The sequence below is a fragment of the Mesorhizobium sp. WSM4989 genome, from assembly GCF_029625795.1.
Taxonomy (GTDB): Bacteria; Pseudomonadota; Alphaproteobacteria; order Rhizobiales; family Rhizobiaceae; genus Mesorhizobium.
The window spans coordinates 1,552,521-1,576,626 of the sequence record NZ_JARTVN010000002.1 but is presented as its reverse complement, the minus strand read 5'-3'; the positions used below and the strand labels follow the sequence as shown (position 1 = coordinate 1,576,626).

At 59.6% G+C, this 24,106-nt stretch carries 18 protein-coding genes, 1 tRNA gene and 1 pseudogene; 7 read left to right on the top strand and 13 right to left on the bottom strand.

Annotated elements, in window-relative coordinates; genetic code table 11:
• Positions 1–161: 161 nt before the first annotated feature.
• The 6 genes from P9217_RS20330 (at position 162) to P9217_RS20305 (ending at position 11,774) form a co-directional block, all read left to right on the top strand.
• A complete protein-coding gene (locus tag P9217_RS20330; protein ID WP_278088192.1) occupies positions 162–1,388 on the top strand; it encodes a YcbK family protein in 1,227 nt (408 codons plus the stop codon).
• Between the two features lie 138 nt (positions 1,389–1,526).
• Positions 1,527–1,601 (top strand) — tRNA-Glu (locus tag P9217_RS20325).
• A gap of 226 nt (positions 1,602–1,827) precedes the next feature.
• Positions 1,828–6,732, top strand: coding sequence for an ATP-binding protein (locus P9217_RS20320; protein ID WP_278088193.1), 4,905 nt, complete (start codon positions 1,828–1,830; stop codon positions 6,730–6,732).
• On the top strand, positions 6,729–8,225 hold the full coding sequence (locus P9217_RS20315) for a hypothetical protein (RefSeq protein ID WP_278088194.1): 1,497 nt from the start codon (positions 6,729–6,731) through the stop codon (positions 8,223–8,225). Before P9217_RS20320 ends, P9217_RS20315 begins: the two co-directional genes overlap by 4 nt.
• A gap of 143 nt (positions 8,226–8,368) precedes the next feature.
• On the top strand, positions 8,369–11,392 hold the full coding sequence (locus P9217_RS20310; RefSeq protein ID WP_278088195.1) for a hypothetical protein: 3,024 nt from the start codon (positions 8,369–8,371) through the stop codon (positions 11,390–11,392).
• Positions 11,393–11,519: 127 nt separating this feature from the next.
• Positions 11,520–11,774 (top strand): hypothetical protein, encoded by a 255-nt coding sequence (locus P9217_RS20305; protein WP_278088196.1) that lies wholly within the window; start codon positions 11,520–11,522, stop codon positions 11,772–11,774.
• 82 nt (positions 11,775–11,856) lie between these two features.
• On the opposite strand, the gene P9217_RS20300 is transcribed toward P9217_RS20305, so the two are convergent.
• The 3 genes from P9217_RS20300 to P9217_RS20290 all read right to left on the bottom strand — a co-directional run bounded on the left by P9217_RS20300 (position 11,857) and on the right by P9217_RS20290 (position 14,176).
• The gene (locus P9217_RS20300; protein WP_278088197.1) at positions 11,857–12,738 is read right to left on the bottom strand and encodes an aldo/keto reductase family oxidoreductase; all 882 of its coding nucleotides are present in this window, start codon (positions 12,736–12,738) and stop codon (positions 11,857–11,859) included.
• Between the two features lie 103 nt (positions 12,739–12,841).
• The gene (locus P9217_RS20295; protein WP_278088198.1) at positions 12,842–13,141 is read right to left on the bottom strand and encodes a 4Fe-4S binding protein; all 300 of its coding nucleotides are present in this window, start codon (positions 13,139–13,141) and stop codon (positions 12,842–12,844) included.
• A 105-nt stretch (positions 13,142–13,246) separates the two neighbouring features.
• Entirely contained in the window at positions 13,247–14,176 is a 930-nt protein-coding gene (locus P9217_RS20290; protein WP_278088199.1) for an NAD(P)-dependent alcohol dehydrogenase, read from the bottom strand.
• A 124-nt stretch (positions 14,177–14,300) separates the two neighbouring features.
• On the opposite strand from P9217_RS20290, the gene P9217_RS20285 reads away from it, so the two are divergent.
• Positions 14,301–14,900, top strand: a complete 600-nt coding sequence (locus P9217_RS20285; protein ID WP_278088200.1) for a TetR/AcrR family transcriptional regulator — start codon at positions 14,301–14,303, stop codon at positions 14,898–14,900.
• Between the two features lie 20 nt (positions 14,901–14,920).
• On the opposite strand, the gene P9217_RS20280 is transcribed toward P9217_RS20285, so the two are convergent.
• The 10 genes and pseudogenes from P9217_RS20280 to P9217_RS20235 all read right to left on the bottom strand — a co-directional run bounded on the left by P9217_RS20280 (position 14,921) and on the right by P9217_RS20235 (position 23,769).
• On the bottom strand, positions 14,921–15,604 hold the full coding sequence (locus tag P9217_RS20280; RefSeq protein ID WP_278088225.1) for an SAM-dependent methyltransferase: 684 nt from the start codon (positions 15,602–15,604) through the stop codon (positions 14,921–14,923).
• 180 nt (positions 15,605–15,784) lie between these two features.
• Positions 15,785–16,168, bottom strand: a pseudogene (locus P9217_RS20275) (VTT domain-containing protein); the annotation flags it as partial.
• 421 nt (positions 16,169–16,589) lie between these two features.
• On the bottom strand, positions 16,590–17,474 hold the full coding sequence (locus tag P9217_RS20270) for an MBL fold metallo-hydrolase (protein WP_278088201.1): 885 nt from the start codon (positions 17,472–17,474) through the stop codon (positions 16,590–16,592).
• A gap of 7 nt (positions 17,475–17,481) precedes the next feature.
• The gene (locus tag P9217_RS20265; RefSeq protein ID WP_278088202.1) at positions 17,482–18,690 is read right to left on the bottom strand and encodes an alpha/beta hydrolase family protein; all 1,209 of its coding nucleotides are present in this window, start codon (positions 18,688–18,690) and stop codon (positions 17,482–17,484) included.
• 20 nt (positions 18,691–18,710) lie between these two features.
• On the bottom strand, positions 18,711–19,334 hold the full coding sequence (locus P9217_RS20260) for an SDR family oxidoreductase (protein ID WP_278088203.1): 624 nt from the start codon (positions 19,332–19,334) through the stop codon (positions 18,711–18,713).
• A 46-nt stretch (positions 19,335–19,380) separates the two neighbouring features.
• The gene (locus P9217_RS20255) at positions 19,381–20,286 is read right to left on the bottom strand and encodes an SDR family NAD(P)-dependent oxidoreductase (RefSeq protein ID WP_278088204.1); all 906 of its coding nucleotides are present in this window, start codon (positions 20,284–20,286) and stop codon (positions 19,381–19,383) included.
• 129 nt (positions 20,287–20,415) lie between these two features.
• Positions 20,416–20,778 (bottom strand): hypothetical protein, encoded by a 363-nt coding sequence (locus tag P9217_RS20250; protein ID WP_278088205.1) that lies wholly within the window; start codon positions 20,776–20,778, stop codon positions 20,416–20,418.
• 74 nt (positions 20,779–20,852) lie between these two features.
• Positions 20,853–21,695: a DUF3313 domain-containing protein gene (locus P9217_RS20245; protein ID WP_278088206.1), complete on the bottom strand. Its 843-nt coding sequence runs from the start codon at positions 21,693–21,695 to the stop codon at positions 20,853–20,855.
• A gap of 93 nt (positions 21,696–21,788) precedes the next feature.
• Positions 21,789–23,081, bottom strand: coding sequence for an ATP-binding protein (locus P9217_RS20240; protein ID WP_278088207.1), 1,293 nt, complete (start codon positions 23,079–23,081; stop codon positions 21,789–21,791).
• A 1-nt stretch (position 23,082) separates the two neighbouring features.
• Positions 23,083–23,769 (bottom strand): response regulator transcription factor, encoded by a 687-nt coding sequence (locus P9217_RS20235; RefSeq protein WP_278088208.1) that lies wholly within the window; start codon positions 23,767–23,769, stop codon positions 23,083–23,085.
• Positions 23,770–24,106 lie beyond the last annotated feature (337 nt).

The following is a 24,106-nucleotide window of genomic DNA, read 5'->3' as shown; positions in this document are numbered from 1 at the left end:
TTTGCAGATCGATACAGATCCCGTTTCCGGTTCGGGAACAGGAGGTCGCCGCCAGAGGCACTGGAGTGCTGCGGCGACGATGTACGGACCGGATGCCGAGGGGGAATTTTATTTTGAAATCAGCAGGTTGGCGCCTCGCACGAAGGGAAAGCCGCAGCATCGTGGCAGCGCTCTTATCCGTGCTTCTGGCCTCCTGCACCTCGACCGGCGACCCCACGATGTCGGTCGTCACGCCCGCCTACAATTCAACCGCCACAGAAATGAGCGCGGCTTCCAGCGCCCAGTCCGAGGCGTCGGCCGATTCGACCTCGCAGGCGGCGTCGACCTCCCCGGCATCCCCAGAGGCGGCATCGACCGTGATGGGCGAAGACGACAAACCGTTGCCTGAAAAAGTCGCCTATTTGCCGGAAACCCGGCCCGGAGCAGCCTTCCCCGCGGTAGCGGTTCCTGCTGACGCCGGCTCGATCGCCGGCAACACGCCGCAACCGCTGGTACATCCGCCGCAGACGGCAGAGGAGACGAAAGCGGCCGCCAACAAGGTCGCTGCCGGCGATGCCGCCGCGGTCGCATCGCAAGCGCAGGCGACCGTGCAGGCGATGAGCAAAGGCGTCTACGTGACAGCGGGCGAGCCCCGGCAGCAGCCGATCGCCGCGCCGAAGAAGGGGCTGTTTGCTTCTCTGTTCAGCACCACGCCGGCCTCGGCCGCGCCTGCCCCGCTGATCAACACGCGCTCCAGCGACCAGCCCGCCGCCCAGGCCAAGACAACGTTGCCGGCGACAAAGCCGATCGTCACCCTCGCCTCCGCGACCCCGGGCGACAAGCCGGTGCAACTGGCTTCCCTCGGTGACGACAGCAGCAACCACATCACCGGCGCCGATGCCTTGCCCGGCGTGCGCCAGACGGCGCTGTTCGAGATCAAGCGCAAGTCCGGCATCGACGACGAGAGCGACGTCGATCTCAACGAGGACGAAGGCGGCGGCTCCTACCAGGTGGCGTCGGCCGCCGGTATGGCAAGGCTCGCGCCCAACGGGCTCTTGAGACAGAACGAAAGCGTCGACGTCGCCTGCCTGAAGCCTTCGCTGGTGCGCGTGCTGAAGACGATCGAGGGTCATTTCGGCCGCAAGATGATCGTCACCTCCGGCTATCGCGACCCTGCCCGCAACCGCCGCGCCAACGGCGCCAAGAACTCGCTGCACATGTATTGCGCTGCCGCCGACATCCAGGTGCCCGGCGTCTCCAAGTGGGAGCTGGCGAGCTATGTGCGGTCGATGCCCGGCCGCGGCGGCGTCGGAACCTACTGCCACACCGAATCCGTCCATGTCGACGTCGGCCCCGAGCGCGACTGGAACTGGCGCTGCCGCCGGCGCGGCGGCGGTGGCGACAACTGAGCGGCTTACCTGCTTCGGTCGAACTGTTTTCCGGTTGCCAAACATGCGTTTTGCAGGCTCGCGAAAAAAGTTGTCGCATGTGGCGGCAGATGGGTTGCCGGTTGCGAACAACGCAATTATAAGCCGCTTCGTCTGAGCGCGCCCATCGTCTAGCGGTTAGGACACCGCCCTTTCACGGCGGTAACAGGGGTTCGATTCCCCTTGGGCGTACCAGCTTTTTCAGGCACTTAGCTTACCTTACCGGTCTTCAGTCCCGATAACGGACCCGAAATGCGCTCAGACCTGTGGATGCCTTAGAGCCGCCATCTGATTCCATCGGTTCTGGGTTTCCATCGTGATTTACAACATTTCGCGGCTTGATCTCAGTCAATCCTGGCGTGCAATGACTAGCAGGCCAACGCACACCAACTCCGGTCCTGGGCGACAACGAAGAACTCCGATGATGACTGATGACAATAAGACCGCTGGCGGAAGAGCTACCGAAGCTGGAATGGCGTTTCAGGCGGCGGTCGCCACATGGTTCGCGGCGCAAATGCTTGCGGACACGCCTATCGGTTCGCACTTCGGGCTCTCAACCGCATCAAACATAGTCGGCTTACAGTGCGAGACTGGTGACGCCCTAGATGACATTGTGGTGCACCTAGAGGATGGAGGCGCGATCTACATTCAATGCAAGACCCGGCCGTCACTGACCGTTAGTGCCGATTCTGCGCTAGGTAAGACTCTCGAACAACTCGTAGGACTTTACGTGCAGTTGGGAGGGACACCCCTCGCCGCGGCGGCAGACGTTGCTTTGTTGGCTGTGGTTGAAGACGCGCCCCGTTCTCTCGACATTCTCGAAGCGGGGTGCCGAATGTTCGATCATGGCGGCGTCTGGGACGCCGTTATCGCACAAGTTCCGCAAGACAAACGGGACGCTCTAAGCCTTTTCAAGGCCCACATCCAGCGTGCTTGGGAAGGCCGCGTCGCGTTGCCGCTCACGGGTGATCACCTTGTCGCAATGGCTCGCTTGTTTCGAGTGAGGCGCTTTGCAGAAAAAGCGACGGGCTCGACATGGCGGGAGGCTTCCCACTTGCTTGGACGACGGCTTTTCGGCGCAGATGATGCGGGCGCCGCGCCCATGGAGAGCCTAATGGCTTTGTGCCGCACATTCATCAAGACGGGCGCTCCCGTCGATCGGAGCGGCCTGCTGCGGGCATTGCGTAGCAAAGGCCACGTCGATATTTCAGCTCCAGCTTTCAATAAAGACATCGAGGCACTACTCACCTATTCTGCCAACGAACAACGTCGCCTGATAAAGCACACCAGACTTCCCCTGGGCCAAGGCATTCCTATCAATCGCGACTGCCTAGAGCCGCTAATAGCGGCAGCTGGCGGCGGAAGCCTCCTAGTCACCGGCGAGCCTGGGGCGGGCAAGACGGGTGTGCTGCTGGTCTTGGCCGAGCGTTTGGCTAAGGCGCCGGGACCGCTGGTGTTTCTGTCTGTAGAGCGGTTGTCCGGGGTCGCTTTGCGCCATGACCTCGCCGCTGAATTGAAACTGGGGCACGATCCTATAGAAGTGCTGGCGGCCTGGCCGGGCAACCAGCCCGGTGTCTTGGTCATCGACGCCTTGGACGCTTCACGAGGCGGCCCGTCTGAAGCAGTAATCGCCTCTTTCATCGCAGACGCGGTGGAGAAGGTAGGCGCACGCTGGTCCATCGTAGCTTCCATCCGCAGTTTCGACCTGCGTAACGGCCAACGATTTCGCGAAACTTTTGCGGGTGCGCCTCCGGACCTCAACTTTGCAGAGAGAGGTCTAGACAATGTCCGGCACTTCCACATTCCGCGCCTGTCGTCTAACGAACTGGCCAAAGTGTCGGCGGCGTCGACCGTACTCGACGAACTGAATAAGACAGCGCCCCAGCAACTGCAGGACCTACTGAAGAACATCTTCAATCTCTCGCTTGCTGCCGAACTTTTAGATGCCGGTGTCGAACCTCAGTCTATCCGCAAAGTCAGCACTCAATCCGAACTGATCCGTCGGTACGAAGATATCCGGCTTCCAACTCAAGCCCTGCAGCGGGCGGTGAAGGCAGTTGTGGCTATCATGGTGCAGCGACGCCAACTGACCGTTCGGGCCATCGATATCGAGAACGATGCGGTGGATGATGTTAAGAAGTCCGGCGTCCTGGTGGCCGCCGGAGACCGCATAGCCTTTGCGCACCATGTCCTGTTCGATCACATCGCGGGACGATTTTATCTCGCATGGGACGACACCGAAGCATTGCGAGATCAGCTCTCCGGCGACCGTTCGATCGGTCTGGTGCTGGGTCCGGCTTTGCGGTTCGCCTTAGAGGAGGTATGGCAGGATGACGCAATAGCCCGAACCATCACCTGGCGTTTTCTAGCAAACTTGGCCGCTGAAGCTGAGCCAGATCCAGTCATATTAAGCATTGCCCTACGAACCGCCGCCGAGCGCGTAGAGGAACCGACAGACGTCGAGGGACTCTGCGATATGATCGTGGCAGCGAGTGATCCCGCGCAGCCGGTCGCCCGCCTAATGTCGCAACTTGCGCGTTTCGCCGACATGGCAATCGCAGAGCGGGGCCGTCTTGCCGCGCCGGCAGCGCTGGCTTGGGCCAAGGTGGCCTTAGCTGCGGCAGCAGGTCCCGACCCTCACCTTGTTGATGCGGCGCGCATTCTCCTGATGACGTTGGCCAACAAAGCCGATTTAGCCGACGCTAACGTTATGCAGATGTTCGGGGCTGCAGGTCGCCGCCTTCTCATAACTGCTTGGTCACTTGCGCCCGAGAATCTGCGTCTGTCGAGCGCTGGCATCCGTTTTACCGCACGATCCTTCGGGTCTGACCCCGCGGCGTCCCGCGCACTCTTGCAGCGCATTCTCGATGACCGATTTGACACCCATGCCTCACAAGAGGCTCCTGAACTTGCAGAAGCCGTCGGGTCGATTATTCCCCACGATCCGGACTTTGTTGCCCGAATCTACGCAACGTTTTTCACCCGCGACGTGACCGATGAGAGCGAGACGTGGATCGGCGGTTCGGCGAGCCGCATTCTTCCGCTAACCTCAACGCGTAGACAGGACTACCGACACGCTCGTTGGCACCTGACTGAAGTGCTGAAACCCTTCCTAGAAGCAAATCCAGCAGGCGGTACCGCCGCTGTGATAGGCGCCGTACGGGGATTGGAGCTTGAGAAGCGCGGTGGAGAGCTTAGCGCGCCTACGGACCTCATCATCACCGGGCGAACGGTTCGAGTCTTCGATGATCTGCTGTCGCTGCAGGATTGGCGGGAGGAGCGCACCCACGAAGAAGAACCCCTGACTGCCTTCGTGGACTTCCTTAGGTCGTGCGAGCCGGACGCATTCCGTCAAGCTGTGATGACGACCCTCGCGTCGCCGGCCAACGCCGCCGTCTGGGCGCGCCTATTAGGCACAGCAGCCGATCGCCAGGGCGTGGCCGACGATCTACTATGGCCGCTCGCCAGCGACCCACATTTCACTGCCCTCCAAGGCCTAGCGCGGGACGCTGTAATCTTTCTGGCGGCTTCCTACGCTGCCCGGCCCGAGGAAGATAGGGCTGCCTTCGAACGCCTGGCTCTCACAGACGGTCTCTTCCCTGCTGGGCGAGCGTCGCGCTGGTGGCGCTCCGTTCTAGGCCGCCTCCTATCAATCCTGTCCGAGGAGTTGTTGGCAACATCCGAGATGAGAACCTACAAGGCGGACATGGCGGCCGCCGGAGAACTCATCGGCAACCAACCGTTTGTGACCATGTCGGTCGGTTGGGGCTCAACCGACAATATTGTTGATAGCATGCTTCAGAGCAGCGGCGCAGATCTAGAGCGCAGCCCTGACCGCGAGATCCGCACCGCCAGCCGCAGAGTCGAGAACGACATCAAGTTAAGCCCAGATAGGGATGACGCTACGACATTGACCGCTCTATGGGGTCACGTCGTCGAGCTGCTAGCAACTCTGGATGCCGGGATTGCCGCCGCGCCGCACGAACAACTCGTGCATTCAAGTTGGGGGGCGGTTTGCAACGGCGTCGAACGGATCGCCAAGAGTTCTGCTTACGAACCGGGCGTCAACGGTTTGCCCGATCTGGACACTTTGCTGGCCCTAATAGACCGCCTATCTGCCAGCCCATATCCCGAAATCGTCGATGCACCCTCTGATCAGATGGGGTGGGGCAATTGGGACGTGCGGGTCTATGCAGCCTCCAGCTTGGTCGCCCTTGCGCCGCGCTTCGCCGACGTGCGGTCAGACATAGTCGACCGCATGCAGGCTTGCCTTCACGATCCGGCTCCGACGGTGAGGCTGCAAGTGGCCCAAGCCGTAAACGTGCTTTGGGACGTCGCCCATGAGCGAATGTGGGAAATGGTCACCGAAATCGCAGAGACCGAAACCCACGAAGGTGTGCTGTTTTTCTTCATCGCTGGCCCGCTCGGACCAATCTCCCGCGAATACCCGGAGCGCTGTGCGAATCTCCTTTCCCAGCTGCTGGAGAGGGAATGGGTGAAGGTGCCTGACGAAGTGCGCACGGACCGTGACCGCGACGCCGAAGCCTCCGCCAATCTAGCTGCGTCTCTCTATGTGATTCACGACCAGCCTGCGGCGTGGGCATGGATCGATCGCTGGGCCTCTGATCTGCGCCGTGGCGAGGCTTACGTCGCTCCCATGCTACACTATCTACGCCAAGTATTTTTCTTTCCTTACGGCAAGGCACCGACGCCCGATGACCTCGACATTGCTGCGCGCGGCCGACGAATCCTGGACGCGGTCACAACCTCGGCGGCCGCGGCTCTGGTCCAAGCCCGCCCTTATCTCTTGGGACAGCCAGACGAGGCAGCCGTCGCCACATGGCGCCCCCTCTATGCGGCGGCCGACCACCTGATCAATCAAGTCTGCAACCAGCTTTATTTCGGATCTGGTGCCTACCGATCAAACACTAACGACGAGCCGGGACTACCGGATATCCAAGCCAAGCGCCGTTTCCTCGTCGACTACGCGCCAATTCTGGACATCATCGCGAACCACGCTCAGTCCAGAACCGCCCATAACCTCATCGAACTGCTGGCCTACCTTGTTGAAGGCGACCCGACGGCGGTCTTCGACCGCATCGCTAACATCCTTTTGGGATCGGCGGCACGGGACGGATATCAATTCGAATCTCTTGCCGTAGATCGATTGGTGAAGCTGGTGCGTCGTTACCTAGCGGATCACCGAAACATCTTTGAAGATCGGGATCGGCGTCAAAAGCTGCTCGAGGTGCTGGAGCTGTTTTCGTCAGCGGGTTGGCCAGACGCGCTGAAACTCTTGTTCGAACTTCCGGACCTTCTGCGATGAACGAGGCGGCAAATATTGCCGCGTTCGGGGCCGCTCTCCAACTCGCTTTCGGTCGGTTCAAGATGGAAGAGGCGGTCATCCGAGCCAAGGCGGCGCAGGATATTGATGCGGGAAAAGCGCCGCGCGGTTTGGCTTTAGACGACATGCTCGAACGCCCCACACGGCGATTTCTGGTCGACCCGATGCTCCGTGAACTTGGTTGGGATCCAGCCGATCCTCGTCAGGTTACCGAGGAGGCCCGCAGTTGGGCCGAGAACGGCGACCGACTTTATTTCGACTATCTCGGGCTCGATCGGCAACGCGCACCAACGCTGATCGTCGAGGCCAAGGGAGCAGACGCCAAAACTGTGCGTCCACCTCGTAGCGCCGAAGTATCAGGACGGACAATGGCCGCCTTGATAAGTGAGGCGCTTGCTAGTCTAAAAGCCAACGCAGCACCTTCTGCGGTATTGGCGCAATGGGCGGCTTGGCTCAACGACCTTCGGATATACGTGCGCTCTCTTGGTCCGATTGAGCGGAAAACCCTGCAGCGAGTTGTTATCACTGCTGGTCGATGGTTGATTATTTTCGCCGATCCCATCTCCGCATTCGTCGACGACGAGGCGCCTTCGCCAGAAGCGATTCATTGCTACGTTTCGTTGGAAGAGATAGTCGATGCCCACGCGGAGATTTATCGCCTCCTCGCGAGATCGCGGCTTATCAATACCCTTCCGCTTACACTGACGCTTCGCGAGGCGCTAGAAGTACTCCGTCCGTCTGCCTTGACGAGAACATACCGTGGCGTCGTAGTTGCAACTAGGATGAGCGGTGGCATGCGCGGCGAGTACCCTACGCGCGCCGTATATCCTGCTGTGGTGTTGCTGTCGGGCGGTTCAGCCTGGGGTGTAGTCGACTACAATGGCGAACCCATAGAGGAACCAAGGGACGCAACACGCCTCAAGGAATTTCTCTCTCTCTTAGCCACGAGGGCCGACGCCTTCGAACAGAACGTCCTAGTCGCTTTTGGCCGTACGGATTTAGCCCCGTCACCTTTGGCTGCTTTCCCATTGGACATTCTCGATCCTGGTGTCGAGGATGCCTTCGCGCCTGTGTCAGGATCTACTGCGGGTATGATTGCGGCAACCGCGCCTTTACAACCGCAGTTCGTCCGGCGAACCAGAGAACGAGGCGCCAACTACGAATTTCTGGTGATCACCGGTGAAGCGTGGTTCTACAAAGCAGCGGCACCCTTTGGGAAGCCATGCGATTTCCACAGCTTCCCAACGGCCCGCAAGCAAGGTGCTGCTGGCAGCGCGGGCCACTTCGAGCGGGCTGCCGATACATTTACAGTCTCGGGCGACGACCAGCACTGCGAGCATGATCCATTGAGTGGCTTGCGGTCATCTCGATGCCATCTCACCCCAATTGAGTTGCATCTTTGTTGCCGAGCCTGCATATTTCATGACAGCTGCTGGAGCGACGATGACCTCCTCAGACTGCCTTGCGCAACGTGATGGTACGACCTTCACGCCTCCTACCAACCGACTTCTTGCAGTTCTCCTAGAACGAACCAATAGCTTCATTCAGAAGCTGCGTGAGCGTGCCCGCCGATTTGTCTAGAATAGTCCCGTGAGTCCTCGGTCTAGACTGGATCTCTATGGATTTTGTTGAACTGCACCGTTGGTTTGCACCGATTAGCAAGAACCAGGAGCTCAATCCCGATTTTGGGACCTACTGGGGCGCACGGTTATCGGGTTGGTTGGACTGGTCGGGGCTGCTGCAACGGCACCGCGTAGTTATCCTTGCAGAAGCTGCCAGCGGCAAATCGGAGGAGTTTCGCAACCAAGCACGCAAGCTATCCGCCCAGAATAAGCCCTCGTTCTACCTGCGCATCGAGGAGCTTGCCGACCAGGGCTTCGAAGCTGCCCTTGGCCAAGGCGAAGCGCGAAAATATGAGGGCTGGCGGACGGGCTCTGCCGAAGGCTGGTTCTTTCTCGATTCAGTTGACGAGGCTCGGCTCAATCGGAAGAGTTTCGAAGGTGCCCTCAAGCGGCTTGCCCGAGAAAGCGGTCCAGCTCTGGAACGCGCCAACATCTTTATTTCGTGTCGGGTTACCGATTGGCATAACGATGACGACCGCCGCGCGATCCGGGAGTGGCTGCCAGCCCACAAGAAGGCTGAGCCTGCGACTGACAAAGTTGATCAAACCAAACTTCTCGAGCCACTTTTCGAAGAACGCAGATCATCCCAACAATCGCAGACTCCTGAAACCGCAACACATGAGCTGCTTGTCGTGCAGATCGTGCCTCTTGATGCAAAGCAGTCGACTGCCCTTGCATCTGAGGCAGGCGTTGCCGATTCCGGAACATTTGCCGCCGCGATTGTAAAGGCTGGACTGGAAGCTTTCCGGCAGCGTCCAGGCGACGTGCTCGATCTCGCGGCGTACTGGAATACACACAAGGCGTTCGGCAGCCTAGCGGCAATGGTTGACTATGGAATCGAAAGGAAGTTGGCAGAGCGCGACCCTCACCGAACTGACAATGATGTACTGACTCCAGCCATGGCTCGAAAGGGCGCAGAGAGTCTGGCTGCGGCCCTTACCCTCGGCAAATCGTTCACCTTGCGCGCGCCTGGCGGGGAGAGCGATCCAAGTCTAGCAGCCGGCGCTGTTGACCCCGCCTCCGTGCTCGATGAATGGAGCGGCGCACAATGCAATGCGTTACTGCGGCGCGGGATTTTTGCGCCTTCAACCTTCGGCAGAGTGCGATTTCACCATCGGGCAACCCAGGAGTATCTCACCGCTCGATGGCTAGACCGCCTACTCCGGGAAGGTTGCCCGCGCGCTGAAGTCTGGGGCTTGATTTTTGCAGAGCGTTATGGCGTGGCCACAGTTGTACCCTCGTTGCGGCCAGCAGCCGCCTGGCTCGCGATGTGGCATACAGACATTTGCGATGAGGTCATCCGCCGTGAACCGATCATTCTGATGCAACACGGCGATCCTCGCTCGCTTGCCATTGGTTCCCGCGCTCGAATCTTGTCAGCGGTGGCCAAGTTGCACGCGGAAGGCGAGATTCCCGACACCAGTTTGGACTCTCGCAACTTTGCCATGTTCGCCGATCCCCTTTTGTCTGCTGAGATTGCCAGAGCTTGGCAGGCAAATAGCTACGACGATTTTCGATTTCTGCTGCTGCGCTTGATAAAAGATGGGCCGATCCCGGGGTGTGAAGGCCTGTTGCGCGAAGCCTCGAAGAGCAAGGGATCAAGAGACTATCGCCGTATCGTTGCCGTTGAAGCGATGAAAGCCTGCGGTGACTTTGTCGGGTGTCGACAGGTCGCGCGTGACGCTATGGCCGATCCCGGCAGGCTCAGCGCATATATGGCGGCTGGACTCGCTCAGGCGCTGTACCCGGACTTTCTCAGTACTGACGATCTGTTGCGGCTCCTCGTGGAAGCAAAACCGCCACGTCCTAGATCGACCGAAGGGTTCGCTTACACGATCGTTGAGATTTATCGATTGGCCGGAACGCCGCACGACAGAGCCCAAATTGTAAAGGCAGTCGGCGACCTTTGTCTGATGCCGCCGCTGGTGGAAACGTATCATCGCGTATCGGCGAAATATGGATATCTTGCCGATCATCTTCGGCCGATCGCCGCAGCCGAAATCGGAATGCTTGGTGATGAAGCCCCTCGTGCTGCCCTCGTCAGATTGCTTATGGCGATTGAACGAGCCGATCGGAGCTATTCCGTCGAAAAGGAGGAGCTACCCGTTTGGCAGCTAGTACAAGCAAATTGGAAGCTCAATCGAGCCTTGTTATGGGCCGATGTTGCAGAAGTCCGCTCCGTTCAATCCGAGCGCCCAGTTACACGGCACTGGCACGTCTATTTCGGATCAGACAATAAATTATGGGGAGTATCGGAGCGAGATCGCGAATGGCTGTTTGATGACGCTCTGACGTTACCCGAACTTGATGACCGGCGCGTTGCGCTGAGCCTTCTCATGTCGCTGCTTCAAACTGGGGAGAAAGAAACAGAGCGAGAACGCCTTCAGGCGATCGCAGCGACAGCGCCTGCCCTCGCTGAGGATCTCGCCGCCTATTTTGCGCCCCCAGTGGAGAGCGAGACAGACCGCCGTTACCGCGCGGAGCACAAAGCCTACGAAGACAAGCAGAACCAACAGCAGGAAGAGGCCAAGGCTTCCTGGATTCGATTTAGGGACGCTTTGCGTGCAAACCCGAGCGAACTCTGTGCGCCAGCAAATCTAGCGTCGTGGCAAGCTGGAATACATCGTCTCAAGCACCTCACCCATTGGCTGCAACGCAAGACCGGCCTCGCCGATCATGCCGCGCCTTGCCAATGGCGCCTTTTAGAAGAAGGCTTCGACCGCCAGGTCGGAGAAGCCTATCGCGATGGAATGATGGCGCTCTGGCGGTTCGTAGAGCCGAAGCGCCCCCAGCGGAAGTCAGGAGGCGCCCTGACACGTCAATGGACGCAAATTCTGGCCTTTGCTGGTATCGGGATTGCGGCGCGAGAGCAGCCCGATTGGCCGTCCTTTGCCCGCTCCAGCAGAGGCCGCGAGCTAACGTCTCCCTTTTTTAGCTGGAAGCGAATCTCATTGAGAACTGATAGGCCGACCCGCATCAGGTCGACACCGGTCTTGACCGGGGCTGTGTGCGTTCGCTAGGGGGCGGTTTCATGCCTATCGAGAAGCCGAAGTTGCCCTTGGTGATCGGCCAGACATCGTCCTTGCCTCTACATCGGCCCAATGCGAGGTCGCCATTGAGGTAAAGCACGGTGGTATGGGGTGGACGTTGCGCCAGCTTGATCATGCCTTGCGCATTCAACTCGCTGAGGACTACCTCAAGCCGGCAACTCGTCGTCATGGAATCCTGATCATCACCAATCATACATCGCGCATTTGGATCGACCCGCAAACCAATGAACGGCACGGATTTGAGGAGTTGATCTCAATACTCGCCGCCGCGGCCGACACCATCACCGACAACAGCAGTGGTGCTATCGAGGTCGCGTGTGTCGGAGTAGATGCTACTGCGGCAGTAGTTTGAGATCTATGGCGAGAGAGACCGCGGGTTAGGCCCTTTGACAACCAGTTTACCGCACTGGCAGTGGAAGCGCGAGAAACCTGGGCTACCTCCCCTCCTGCTGAACCGCACGGCCGATCCGCGCCAGAAGGTCCTGCGACAGTGAGAGCTCGGAAACACCCAGGTTCTCTTGCAAGTGCGCTGTGCTGGACGTGCCCGGTATGAGCAGGATGTTCGGCGAACGGGCGAGAAGCCATGCCAGCGCGATCTGCATTGGCGAGACGCCCTGCCGCCCCGCCTCGGCTTCAAGCACCTCCGACTGCAGACGGTTGAAGCCACCTAGCGGAAAGAAAGGAACATAGGCGATGCCCTGTTCGGCCAGTGTGTTGATCAAAGCATCATCGGCCCGATGCACCAGGTTGTAGTGATTTTGGACGCAGACCACGCGGGCGATAGTCTGTGCTTCCTCAACTTGCGTTGCGGTCGCGTTGCTAAGGCCCAGATGGCGGATAAGGCCTTGCCTTTGGAGTTCGGCAAGTGCGGAGAAGCGCTCCTCGATCGAACCCTCAGCCGGCGCCATCCCGTTGCCTTCGATGACGCGGAGGTTGACGACCTCGAGCACGTCGACGCCGAGGTTGCGAAGGTTGTCGTGCACACCGCGAACCAGCTCGGCGGGAGCCTGTGCGGGCAGCCACGAACCATCTTCGCCGCGGAAAGCGCCAACCTTTGTTACGATAACCAGTTCATCCGGGTAAGGGTAGAGCGCTTCCCGGATCAATTGATTGGTCGTGTGAGGACCATAGAAGTCGCTCGTGTCGATATGATTGACGCCCGCAGCCACGGCTTCGCGGAGCACCTCAAGGGCTTGCTCGCGGTCCTTGGGTGGGCCGAACGCGCCCCTTCCCGCGAGTTGCATAGCGCCATAACCGACGCGCGCTACAGACCTGTCGCCCAGCGCGAAGGTGCCGCTCTTTGTGATGTCCATCATCATCTTCTCCATTTTTGTGGCCGTACTCGCCTGGACAGGGATGCAGGCGCAATTGCCTAGCTGTTGGCCTGTTCGGCGCCCGCAGAGCGCCGTCGCGCGCGTTTCAGGCAACGAAGCGTTGCAACCGAATAGCGTGCTCGGGGCACGCTGAGACGCACAGCCCGCAGCTCTCGCAAGCGGCGGCGTTGGGCGTTGCTGCTGTCTTCATGCCGTGCGCCCAGACCTTGAACTTGGCGAGACGCGGTAAGCCTTTGTAGGTGTCGTCCGGAATGCGCACGATCTCGAACACGTCCACCGGGCACACTTCCACGCACGCGGCTTTTCCCTCGCAGCGGGCAGGATTCACCACCGGGCGTATGATGCCCGGGGGCTGGCGGCACTTGTCCTGCGTTCCTCTTTCCATGCGAAATCGTCTCCTTGAATCGGCGGGTTTTCCAGACAGATGAGGGCGCCGTCTCTTTTAGAGACTGTCAGCCTCTGCCGCTCCGGCGCGCTCGGTTTGGCCCCTTCAAAACGCCAGCACCATCTTGCCCGCGTGACGCCGGCCGTTCTCGGCATCCGCGATAACTGACAGGGCTTCGCTAAACGGGGCTTCAAGGCCGATTGTGGGTCGCAGCGTCCCGTTGGCCGCGAGTTCTGCAATTCCCGTAAGATGTTTTATGCCCATGGTGGCGAACGCCAGCTTGTAGCGTCGGGACAGCATCCCGCGAAGGAATCTTCCCGGGGTGGGATTGATGTCGACAAACACGCCCTTCTTTGTGAGCATCGAAAGGCCCTCGCCAACGCCAAGCGTTCCAAGGCTGTCAAAGACGGCGTCGTATTTTCCGCCTTGCGTGTATGCTTGCCTGTCGGAGTAGCCGAATATCGGATGGACGCCGGCAGCGCTTGCGCTGTACCTCGAGCCAGGTCCGCAGGTGCCCGAAACGTGAGCTCCCTGGGCGATTGCCAACTGCGCGGCAAAGGCGCCCACGGCGCCGCTGCAGCCATTAATGAAGACCCGGGATCCGGATCGGACCTGCGCTCTGTCGAGGATGGCCACCCACGCCGTCATCGCGGCGATCGGAAGAGACGCTGCCTTGCCGAATGATAGCTGCGATGGCTTCTTCGCCACATGATGGCTCTCAACGACTACCGCTTCGGCGAAGGCGCCTGACTTTCTGAAGTCCACGGTGCCGAACACTTCGTCACCAACCCGCACGTTTCTTACCTTGCTGCCGATCGACTCCACGATCCCGGCGAAGTCCGTGCCCATGGCCTTTGGAAACCGCCTGCCGGTGAACAGTTTCATTGCTCCCTGACGGAGCTTCCAGTCGAAGGGATTGATCGCGGCGGCCTTCACGGCGACGCGCACCTCGTCGTCGCCGAGCTGGGGCAAGGCGTATTCTCCGAAGTACATTTTTTCCGGACCGCCATAGCGGTCATACTGAACCCGTTTCATCTCACTTTCCTGCATTGGTCTGGATGCAGCCTTAGATATTACATTACGTGCGATTTTACAATGTGTGTGATTTTACAGAAATTGCGATTTTACAAGAGATGCGATTTCTGATATGATTTCGGGTATGGATCAGAATCAAAATCAGGAAGGCTGGCGGGAGAAAAAGCGTCGCGAAACGCTTCGGCGCATCACCGATTCCGCGCTCGGGCTGTTCGTTGCGAACGGATATGAGGCGACGACGCTCGATGCTATCGCCGAAGCAGCCGGCATCTCGCCGCGGACGTTCTTTTATTATTTCAAGTCGAAGGAAGAGATTCTGGCGGCTTGGCAAAAGGGTCTGCCAGAGGCCTTTCATGCCGCCGTTCTTGCAGAATCGACGGCTCAGTCTCCGCTTGAAGTCGTTCAAAACGCTCATCGAAAGCTAGTGGCGAACTACGACGCCGGCCAAGCGGCCGCTATCGATAAAATCCTTCGCTCGAGCGAACAGTTTCGCGCGAGCAACCAGGCCAAATATCTCCAGATGGAGCAGGCCGGGTTCGAGGCTCTTTGCGAACTCTGGCCGCAAGCCAAACGACGGAAGGCTTTGCGAATTGTGGCAATGGTCTCGGTCGGAGCATTGCGCCTGGCGATCGACAACTGGGTGGAAGAGCAAGGCCGAAAACCGCTTCTCCATTATTTGGATGAGGCGTTTGCCGGTTTGAAAAGCGAACTCTCCGGCGGATAAACGTCCTGGTAAGCGGCTCGTCATGAATGTAGCTTCATTCTGACGCGGGTACCCGACAGTGGAGTTGTCTCGACCGGCCGTTTGCTGAGCTTGCATTCATTCTCGAAATCGACAACTGCGCGGACGCGATCAGCACCGGATTCACGCCGCGCCCGTCGGCGCGTTATGCGATAGACAGAGGCGGGCGGCACATTCGCCATCGTGCCGCCGATCCGCACCGCTTTAAGTCCCAGCCGGTCGAGTATCCAGCGCGGGATCGGGCAGCGCAGCCCGTAGGTGAACTGGTAAAGAGCGGCGTGGGGCCGCAGTCGACCGAATGTGCCGTCGAGAATTGCTATGACCTTCCTGGGCGGCATCGAGAGCAGCGGCAGACCGCTGATAGCCGCGCCGGCTTGATCCGATCCCGGTATCCTGGCGCGGCCGAAATGCGCGGCATCGATCGACAGAACGTGAGCGCTCGGAAAGCGCCGGGCGAGCAATTGCGAGAACCCGGCTTCAGCCTCGACGAGGACCAGCCTATCCTCCGGCACTCCGCGCGCGACGAGGGCTCGGGTGAAAACGCCGGTTCCGGGTCCGAGCTCGATTACGGGCGACGAGGAGCTGGTGATCTCGCTCGTTATCAGGTCTGCAAGCGAACTGCTTGACGGAGAGACGGCGGCAATGCGCAGCGGATGGGCGGCCCAGGCGCGAAGAAACAGCAGCAAGTCTTTTGCCCCATGGCGCTCACGGTCATTGACCGCTCGACCTGATGCTTGGCGCTTGGCTCTCGCGCTCCAGAAGCTGAAGAACAATGCCTCGGCGACTAAGAGAACGATTACGGTCTCGAGCGCCAGAACCGACGCATTGGTATCGTCCGCGGCAAATTTGGCCACGTAGCCCACCACGATGAAAATGGTATCCCACAGAGCCACGCCGATGGTCGTAGCAGCGACAAAGCCGCCAAAGTTTGCTCGTAGCAGGCCAGAAATGCCAGGCGCGACCACGCGGATGCCGGGAACGATCTGCGCGCTCGCGACGGCCGAATATTCGTTGGCCCGGAGCCGTTCAAGCCATAGGTTGAACCTGACCGGTTGTATGCCGACTAGCCTTGCCAGTCGTTCGAGGAAATTGCGGAAACGGCTTTCGCCGGTGACCGTACCGATTGCATAAACTGCCATGCAACCAAGGACGCTTCCAACCGTACTCAGAGCGATTGCCGCCGGCAGAGAGAAATATCCCTCAGCCGATGCTATCCCAATCACGACGAGCAGCACGTAGGACGGCAGCATCGGGATCAGGCGTTCAACGAACGTCGCCGTTACTACCGCAACCAGGCCGAACGTCACGATCCACGGGACAAAAGTTCCAACAAGATCCATAGCGCATCCCCTTCAAAGCCGGCATTTGGCCAAGGTGCCCGAAGAGAAATTCGCTCCGTCATTGGCGATCCGGCCGCCCGCGGCGTCGCCGAGCTTTCGACGATGGTCACAATCGCTGCGCCTGCCGAAGACAGCAGGGCCACCGAGAGGTCTGCCGGTGCGGGCCTTTAAGTCGCCGAACATTGCGGAAACTGCTGAGCGGACATCATAGGCTCAGCCTTAGCGACCTCAGCGTTAATGGCGGTAAAGGCAGTGTAAAGTTGGGTAAATCTTGCGCTCTGCCTTAAGTACGCGACGGTGAATGAACACCATGCTGGCGTAATCCGCGCTTCTATTCCTTCGAGAGCTGGTGATAAGCGACTGAAGCGAAACTCGGCAACCGAAGACCTCGCGCTTGCGGCGCAGGGGGGTCCACCGCCATTGCCTTCTCCACTTCGTCTATCGATTCCCCCGCCGCGACCATGGCCTTGATCTCATCATACTGGGTCTGGAACTGCTCCAGCTTCTGCTGCACCTCCGGTTTCGACTGCACGTCTCCGTGCCCAGTTACGAAGGAGTCAGCGTCGAGTTTGAGCATCTCTTGCACAGTCGCCAGCCAGCCGGCCGCCGACCCGCCCTTCTCTTCATGCACGGTGGGAGTTGGGCTGCCGCCCCAGGCGAGAATGTCGCCGGCGAAAATCAACTTGTGATCGGGCAGGTATACGATGACATCCCCGCTGGTGTGCGAAGGACCAAAATGGAGGAGTTCGAAGCGCACGCCGTCGAGGGTGGCATATTCCTTGGTCTCGAATGTTTGGTTCGGCAAGGCTGCATCGGGGATAGTTCCCATGAGCCCCGCGGCGTTGGCAGCCTGCATATCCCTCTTGCAGTTGTGATGGGCGATGATGGTCAGTTCGGCAGGAAAACTGGCGAGGCCCATGACGTGATCGCCATCGCCATGCGTGAGGATGACGTGAGTTACGGGCTTCGCCGTAATGCGAGCAATTTCATCCAGAAGTCTTTTCCCTGCGCCAGCGCTGACCTTGGCGTCGATTACGATGACGCCATCCTGGCCGACCACGATGCCGGAATTTCCGCCGGCTCCCTCTACCCAGTAGACGTTGTCCCGCACTTCATGAACAGCGAGGGGCTCAGCGCCCCACGCTTCGACATAGCGCTGGATCTCCTGTAGCGAAGGGCGCTGCGGGTTATTCAACTTTTCGCTATCCATTTTCATGCCCCGCTCAAAGCCTTTCGTCGATCCAGGCGAACAGATGTTCGGTCGCCGTCGCGTAGGCTCCTATCTGGCAGTGAGCCTGCGCCGTACTGGTCTCATCGAACAGCAGGTAGTGCTTCGGACACTTCAGGGCATCAAACAGCCGTTGCGCCTGCCCCCGCGCCATCTCTTCGGTTCCGTCGGTGACAAGCATTTCGCATTCGATCTGGTCGATGACGGGCGTGTTGTCATAGGCCAGAAGGGTCTTGAACACTTCCTGCTGCCGAACCCCGTGCTTCCACGCGTAGTCCCTGACGAGCCAGCTAAGTGAATCGCCCTCAGCGGTCCCAGCAGATGCCTGCAGAATGAAGTCCGGGCCTTCTTCGATAAGCTTTGGACGGACGGGTGGCGGGAAATGATTGATGATCGACTCGCCCCAGCTAATGGAGCCCGGATCGGCGATGCAGACTTTCAGGCGTTTCTCAAAAGCCGCGGCGCGCGTGGAAAGAAACGCGCCGAAACTCAGCCCCATCAGGCCGACCCGCGAGGCATCGATCCCTGGAATTTCCAGCGCGAAGTCTATCACCGGCCCTACGACGTTCTCCCAGTCGGGTCGAAATGTCAGATTGTTGAGCCGCAATGCGAACCCCTGGCCGGGACCGTCATAAACCAGGCAGTGGATGCCCCTGCGAATGGCAGCGTCGTAGACCCAGCACGTGTCTTCGGCCCAGGTATCGCGGCCTGGTGTGAGGATCAGCAATGGCGCCTTTTTCGCGGCCACAGGAGACCTGTAGAAATGCCCCCGGAGAAATGTGTTCTCGTAAGGTATCTCAACATATGCTCCGGGATATCCTGACAGCTGAAGGTAGCGCTCGTAACACTTTGAACTGGCGCGCGCGTAATCGCGCAAACGTGTGTCATCGGGATAGCTGAAGTACATCAAGGACGCGCGCCAGTATGTGGCTGCGCGCAAATATGCGGAACTGGCCGTAATCAGCTTGCCAGCCCGATCGGCCTTTTCGGCCCGGCTTTGAAGGCGCTGGGCTACGGCGCTCCAAGCATTGATCCAGCATTCCTCGTCGTTCGACTTCAGCTGACCTATGACCTCATAGACCTCACCGAGGTCTGACATGCCGTGTCGCATCAGGCCGAGGAGGTGCTTCAGCAGTGCGTCTATCAACAGGCTGTCGCTGAACTTAGTCGACGTCCAATGGGCGTTGATGTTGTCGTCCGACATGATCACAACCTTCCTTTCGCTCAATAGATCAGCAATGGCGCCTGGCCGATCAGGCGGGGCGCCTTGGCTTGCGAGAGCATGAAATCGGCAACGTCGGCGCGCGAGATCCGGCCGCCGTGGATGCCCCTTAGATCGGTAAGAACCCGATACCGCCCCGTGCGAGGTCCATTGTTCAAGAAGCCGGGGCGCACGATGATCCAGCAGGAAACATTGCGCATGATGATGCGTTCCTGGCGCTCCTTGTCCGCATACATCCTGCGCAGGACGACTGGCAGAAACAGATGGTCGTACAAGAAACTTCCATGTCCTCTGCTGTCGCCGGTCCCCATCCCCGTCACTGCGATAAGCAGTTGTTCAGGCTTGAGTGCTTTCGAGAGGTTTTCTGCGCAGCGGGAGAACATGGTTATGGTTCGAAACACATTGGTTGTCCCCAGGCAGTCGCAGACGACATCTTGCCCCTCGACCAACTTCTCGATCGCCTCGGGATCCTGGGCATCGCCTGCAATAACCTGCAAGCGTAGTTGGCTAATCGGCACGCGGGCTGGTACGCGGGCGAGTACCGTGACCTCATGGTCGTCCGCGAGCGCCGCCTGCGCCAGAGCCAATCCTATTCCACGCGTCGCGCCTATTACTGCTATCTTCATCGAGATCTCTTGAGTTGGGAAACTCGCTGCCTCGGCTCCCCGAGTGCTACTTGAAGCCGACCATCACCGCGCTTTCGCGCCACAGCCGATCTTGCGCTTCTCGGTCCCGCGCGAGTTCAGAAGGGTCCGGGAATGTCGGTTCGCCCTTGACCAGTGAGACATAGGCCCTGCCGGGAGGTGGAGCGATTTTTCCCAGAGCCACATCGGCCAGCATTTTTCCCGAATGCTCCGGTCTGTTCATGACGAACTCGGGACGAAACAGGCCGACCAGCGGAAAGATCGTACGAGTCAGAACCGTGACAAGTGCCCTTTGTAAAACAGAGGCGTCACGGCCCGAAACACCACCGGTAAGACCTGGATTGAAGGCGATCACACTGATCTGGCGTGACTTCACCTCATCCAGTCGGGTGAAGGACAGCGCGGTCATGAGGTTGCACAGTTTCGACGCCGTATAGGAGCGAATGCCTGCACCAGAGCCGTTTGGGGTTGGATGTGCCCACTCCTCCAAGTCGAGCTTCTTGGGCGCGATCCGCTTGATCGGCGGATCATGCATATTGCTCGAGGTGATCACGAGTCGGCCGTCGTTGGCCAATTGCGGCAGCAGGAGCCGTGCTAACAGGTAGTGGGCAAGGTGGTTCACCGCGAAGGTCAAACCGTAGCCGTCGGCGCTCCGCTCCTCGGCGGCAGAACCATGAAGGCCGGCGTTGAGGATCAGAATGTTGATGCGGACGTCACCAAGCCGCCGCTTAACCGCGTCGATGAAGTCCCGTACGCTGGCGAGCGAGGCGAGATCGAGCGGCAGGATCTCGACCCCCGGCGGCGCGGTTCGGCCGCTTCCGCGAGCGCCGATGATTACCCGCGTGTTGGGCTGTGCGGCGATGTGCCGAAGGGCGTACACGCCAAAGCCGCTTGTGGCCCCGGTCATGACAACAACACGTTGCGCTTTTTCCATGATCGATACTTCCGTCCTGCCGCGCGGGTTCTGTTAGACCAGCCGCCGCGCCAGCGCGCTTGAGCCGCTCGCCGGCGCGGGCTCAGCTCTGACTTCATGCAGGGCTCGTTCGAGCCGGATCACAAGCAATTACCGGGTGACCTTCAGGTCAGGCTTGCCCCCATTCCAGCCTTGAAGCCCGCCAGGTATCTCGCGAAACTGGAGGCACTTTGAAATCATTGTGTTTTTAAGGCATACGGCGTCGCCTTTGATCGCCCAGTTGACGGACAGCGTAAACAGCAAAGGCCCGCGTATGCTTCCAGTGCCGTCCTTGTTCAGAGTGAGCTTGAAGCTCCGGCCATTCGGCGCACTTGCCGACCAAGGGGCGCCATCGGCTAAGATGGCGACCGCCTTTTGTGGCGGCAGATAATCCTGCCCCCCCGCAGCGAACGAGGTGGGTATTGAAGCAAAAATTGCCACGGCTGCAGTTGCTAGCGTTAGCTGGATCTTCATGCGATGTCCTTTCTTTCGAGGCTTGCGGAAGGAGGGCCTTGTTGGAGCGCTCCCCAAAGTGGTGTTTTCTATTGTCAGTGAGGGGCCGCGGCGCCCTTGTCCGTCCAGGCCGGCGGCAGGCCAAGCTGACCGGCGACGGCGCCAGGGATGCCAGGGGCTCGGCCAAATGCGTTGCAAGCGTCGTATTTCGGTTTGCCGCCAAGCGAGACCCTGATCCTTTGCATCGACGGGATCGCCGGCATTCCCTTGAACGGGTCCTTGCCCTTGACCAGCATCTTGCTGAAGTCATCCGAGAAAGCCGAAGAGAGCGAATACGCGTCCCCCACCGAGGAAACGCGAGCGCCTGTCGTGATCATGTTGGCGCCGCGCGACCAGACCATGGCTGCCTTTTGCGATCCGTCCCTGCCGACCGCCTCTGCTTCGATGGCCAAGCCACCAAGGCCGATCGGAAGTCTCGGGATCGGGACCGGAAGCGCCACCGTGGCGCCTAGCGAAGCGACGGTCGAGGCTGCAGCTGCCGTCCGGTTCGTCGCGACAATGTTGGTGACCGTGGCGTGGACAACGAGATCTGCCGGCTGGTTCGGAGCCACAACCAGGAACCGATCACTAAGATCCGTGCAGAGGGCACGATCGATGGTGTTGGTGACAAGCGCCAGGTCTTTGGGCTCGAAGGTACCGCTTGCAATCTTCGCCGACGTCGGCACGATGCTCACCGTCTGTGCCGTGAGAACCGGCGCAGGATCCAGGCGTATTTCAGCTTTGGTGAGCATGCCGCCTGACGGGGTCATTCCGGCGTAGGAACTAAGGGATGTGCCCTGCTGCAAAGGCACATTTGCGCAAGCGGAGAGCAATGCGAGCAAGGGCCCGCAGAGTGCCGTTCGCCGGACCGTTGCACGTCGCTCAAATCTCAAGATCATTGCCAACTCTCTGAACCGCGATCACGGGTTCAGACTTAGCGACGTCAGCGTTAATGGCGGTAAAGGCAGTGTAAAGTTGGGTAAAACTTCCAGTCAGGCTCGATCATCGGACGGGCCATACGCCGTCGGGCGCCGAGGGATGGCGAGCATGATAGCCAAACCGCCAGCCTGTGGCAGCGAGGCGACCACCTGCCCGCCATGTCGTTCGACGGCCTGTCTTGCGATCGCAAGGCCCAGGCCATATCCGCCTCTCGGCACCGCATCCTCTCCGCGGGAGAATGGCTGGAAGATTCGCTCCAGTTCTTCTCGCCTGACGCCCGGCCCCTGATCCACCACGCAAACCTTGAGCACGTCTCCAGCCGTTTCGCAAACCACCGATATCCGAGACCGCACGGCAGTGTACTTGACTGCGTTGCGGATGACGTTCTCCAGCGCTCGGTAGATCAGCTCACCTTCGACATCCGCTAGGAAGGTGCCATCGACATTGGCAGTGATCGCTACCTCGCGCGCCTGGGCTTCGAACGCCGCGTCGGCAAGGATTTCATTCAGAAGTTCGATGATGTCGAGCGTCTGCGTTTTCAATGGAAGGCTGGATCTAACAGTCAGTCTGGCAAGAGTCAGGACTTCGCCCACCAGTGAATCGAGCCGTTCGACTTCCCTGTCGATGCGCTCCAGCATGGCATTGAGTTTGGCGGGGCTCTGCCTGAGGACGCCCACGACGGCTTGCAGTCGCGACAGTGGCGAGCGCAGTTCATGCGACACATCATGGAAGAGTCTCTGTTGAGCGTCCTGCAGCTCCTGCAACCGCCCGGCGGTGGCATCGAAGTCGTGCGCAAGTGCGCTTACCTCGTCCTTTCGCCAAACCTTCATCTTGTTCCCGATACGCACATCGAAACGCCCATGTGCGAGCGCGCTCAAGCCTTCTCGGAGGTTTGCGACAGGACGGATGAGGTATCGCGCGAGCGCAGCCGCCGACAGCGCGCTCGAGATCAAAATAGCGGCCCCCAGTAAAAGAGGAGCAAACCTATCGAAAAGGGAGCTGGATTGCTGTGCTATTGAGATGCGGTAGCAAATCCCATCCTTCAGGACGCTTCTTGCATCGCTGACGTTCCTATCGGAACAAGCGTCGGCCTGCGCGATCTTCGAGATTGTGAGGCCGAGGGGCAACGTGCTTTCGCTCGTGCGAACAAATCGCTGAGCGGCATCTTCACCATTCTGGGCAAGCTGGTTTTTAGTCAGATCAAGGACGATTTCCCGCTTCTGACGTTCCAATTTCGGGGCATAAGGCAGCGTCTGGAAAAAATTAAGCATCATGACCAAGGCCGCAACGGAGGCGGCAAGCGTTAGCCATGTTATTGCGAAGAACTTCCAAAACAGCCTGGGCATCTTAGTCCAAAAGCAATTGATAGCCTTGGCCGCGGACAGACCGTATCCAGGACTGGCCGTCATCCCTGAGACCGAGTTTCTGACGAACACTGCTGATATGGACGTCGATGCGGCGATCGAACGGGGTCAGCGGCTTCCCAAAAGCCCGCTTCGAGATGTCCTGCTTCGGCACCAGTTGCCCGGCATTTCGCGCGAGAACCTCGAGTAGGCTGAACTCCGTGCCGGTAAGCTCCAAGGGCTGGCCGTTCCATTCCGCGGTTCTGTTGCCTGGGTGGATCACCAGCCGCCCTGCCCGGAGCGCGTCGGTTGACGCCCCGACCGCGAGTTGGCTGGCACGACGAAGGATTGCGCGCACCCTGGCCGCGAGTTCTCCCGGCGAGCAGGGTTTCGTAACGTAGTCATCGGCGCCGAGGTTAAGGCCGGATATTCGGTCGATGTCGTCACCTCGCGCCGTCAGCATCAGGACCGGAACCTGGCTCAGCTTCCTGATCCTTTGCAGAACCTCGATCCCATTCATTCCAGGCATCATGATATCGAGCACGATCAGATCCACAGAGTTGCGCGCGGCTGCGGCAATGGCTGCGCGACTGTCCGTGTCTGTCGAGACATCATATCCCTCCTCGGTCAGGTATTCCTGCAACAGCGTCGTCAGTTCGACATCGTCGTCGATCAGGAGGACCTTGTTCATCTGCCTTCGTCCGTCATTCATGCCGGCCACCCATAAGGCACAAACGCGGGCGGGCGGCAGGTTTTTACCCAGCTTAACACTAACTTCACAGCACTTAACGTTCATCCGGCTACTCATGGACCCCGTCAGCCTTGGCCGGGATAGCTGCCCCGCCGAGGAATACCTTGGGAAGCCATGCTATGCGCAGCGTCCTCGTCATCGCGCTAATCCACGTATCGATCTTGCTGGCTTTCTCATCGGTTTGGCTGCCGAGGTTGACCGGTTGGGACCAGCCCGGGGTTGCTTCCTCGGGGACCACGCTCGCCTCTCGGTGACGCCCATTGGGACCGAATGACAC

Excerpts from the sequence above, each read along its gene's own strand:
- P9217_RS20270 (WP_278088201.1), bottom strand. The coding sequence starts at position 17,474 with ATGAAAATGGATAGCGAAAAGTTGAATAACCCGCAGCGCCCTTCGCTA.
- P9217_RS20320 (WP_278088193.1), top strand. The coding sequence starts at position 1,828 with ATGATGACTGATGACAATAAGACCGCTGGCGGAAGAGCTACCGAAGCT.
- P9217_RS20300 (WP_278088197.1), bottom strand. The coding sequence starts at position 12,738 with ATGATGGACATCACAAAGAGCGGCACCTTCGCGCTGGGCGACAGGTCT.
- P9217_RS20245 (WP_278088206.1), bottom strand. The coding sequence starts at position 21,695 with ATGATCTTGAGATTTGAGCGACGTGCAACGGTCCGGCGAACGGCACTC.
- P9217_RS20290 (WP_278088199.1), bottom strand. The coding sequence starts at position 14,176 with ATGAAACGGGTTCAGTATGACCGCTATGGCGGTCCGGAAAAAATGTAC.
- P9217_RS20250 (WP_278088205.1), bottom strand. The coding sequence starts at position 20,778 with ATGAAGATCCAGCTAACGCTAGCAACTGCAGCCGTGGCAATTTTTGCT.
- P9217_RS20260 (WP_278088203.1), bottom strand. The coding sequence starts at position 19,334 with ATGAAGATAGCAGTAATAGGCGCGACGCGTGGAATAGGATTGGCTCTG.
- P9217_RS20285 (WP_278088200.1), top strand. The coding sequence starts at position 14,301 with ATGGATCAGAATCAAAATCAGGAAGGCTGGCGGGAGAAAAAGCGTCGC.
- P9217_RS20315 (WP_278088194.1), top strand. The coding sequence starts at position 6,729 with ATGAACGAGGCGGCAAATATTGCCGCGTTCGGGGCCGCTCTCCAACTC.
- P9217_RS20235 (WP_278088208.1), bottom strand. The coding sequence starts at position 23,769 with ATGAACAAGGTCCTCCTGATCGACGACGATGTCGAACTGACGACGCTG.
- P9217_RS20255 (WP_278088204.1), bottom strand. The coding sequence starts at position 20,286 with ATGGAAAAAGCGCAACGTGTTGTTGTCATGACCGGGGCCACAAGCGGC.
- P9217_RS20265 (WP_278088202.1), bottom strand. The coding sequence starts at position 18,690 with ATGTCGGACGACAACATCAACGCCCATTGGACGTCGACTAAGTTCAGC.
- P9217_RS20295 (WP_278088198.1), bottom strand. The coding sequence starts at position 13,141 with ATGGAAAGAGGAACGCAGGACAAGTGCCGCCAGCCCCCGGGCATCATA.
- P9217_RS20240 (WP_278088207.1), bottom strand. The coding sequence starts at position 23,081 with ATGCCCAGGCTGTTTTGGAAGTTCTTCGCAATAACATGGCTAACGCTT.
- P9217_RS20310 (WP_278088195.1), top strand. The coding sequence starts at position 8,369 with ATGGATTTTGTTGAACTGCACCGTTGGTTTGCACCGATTAGCAAGAAC.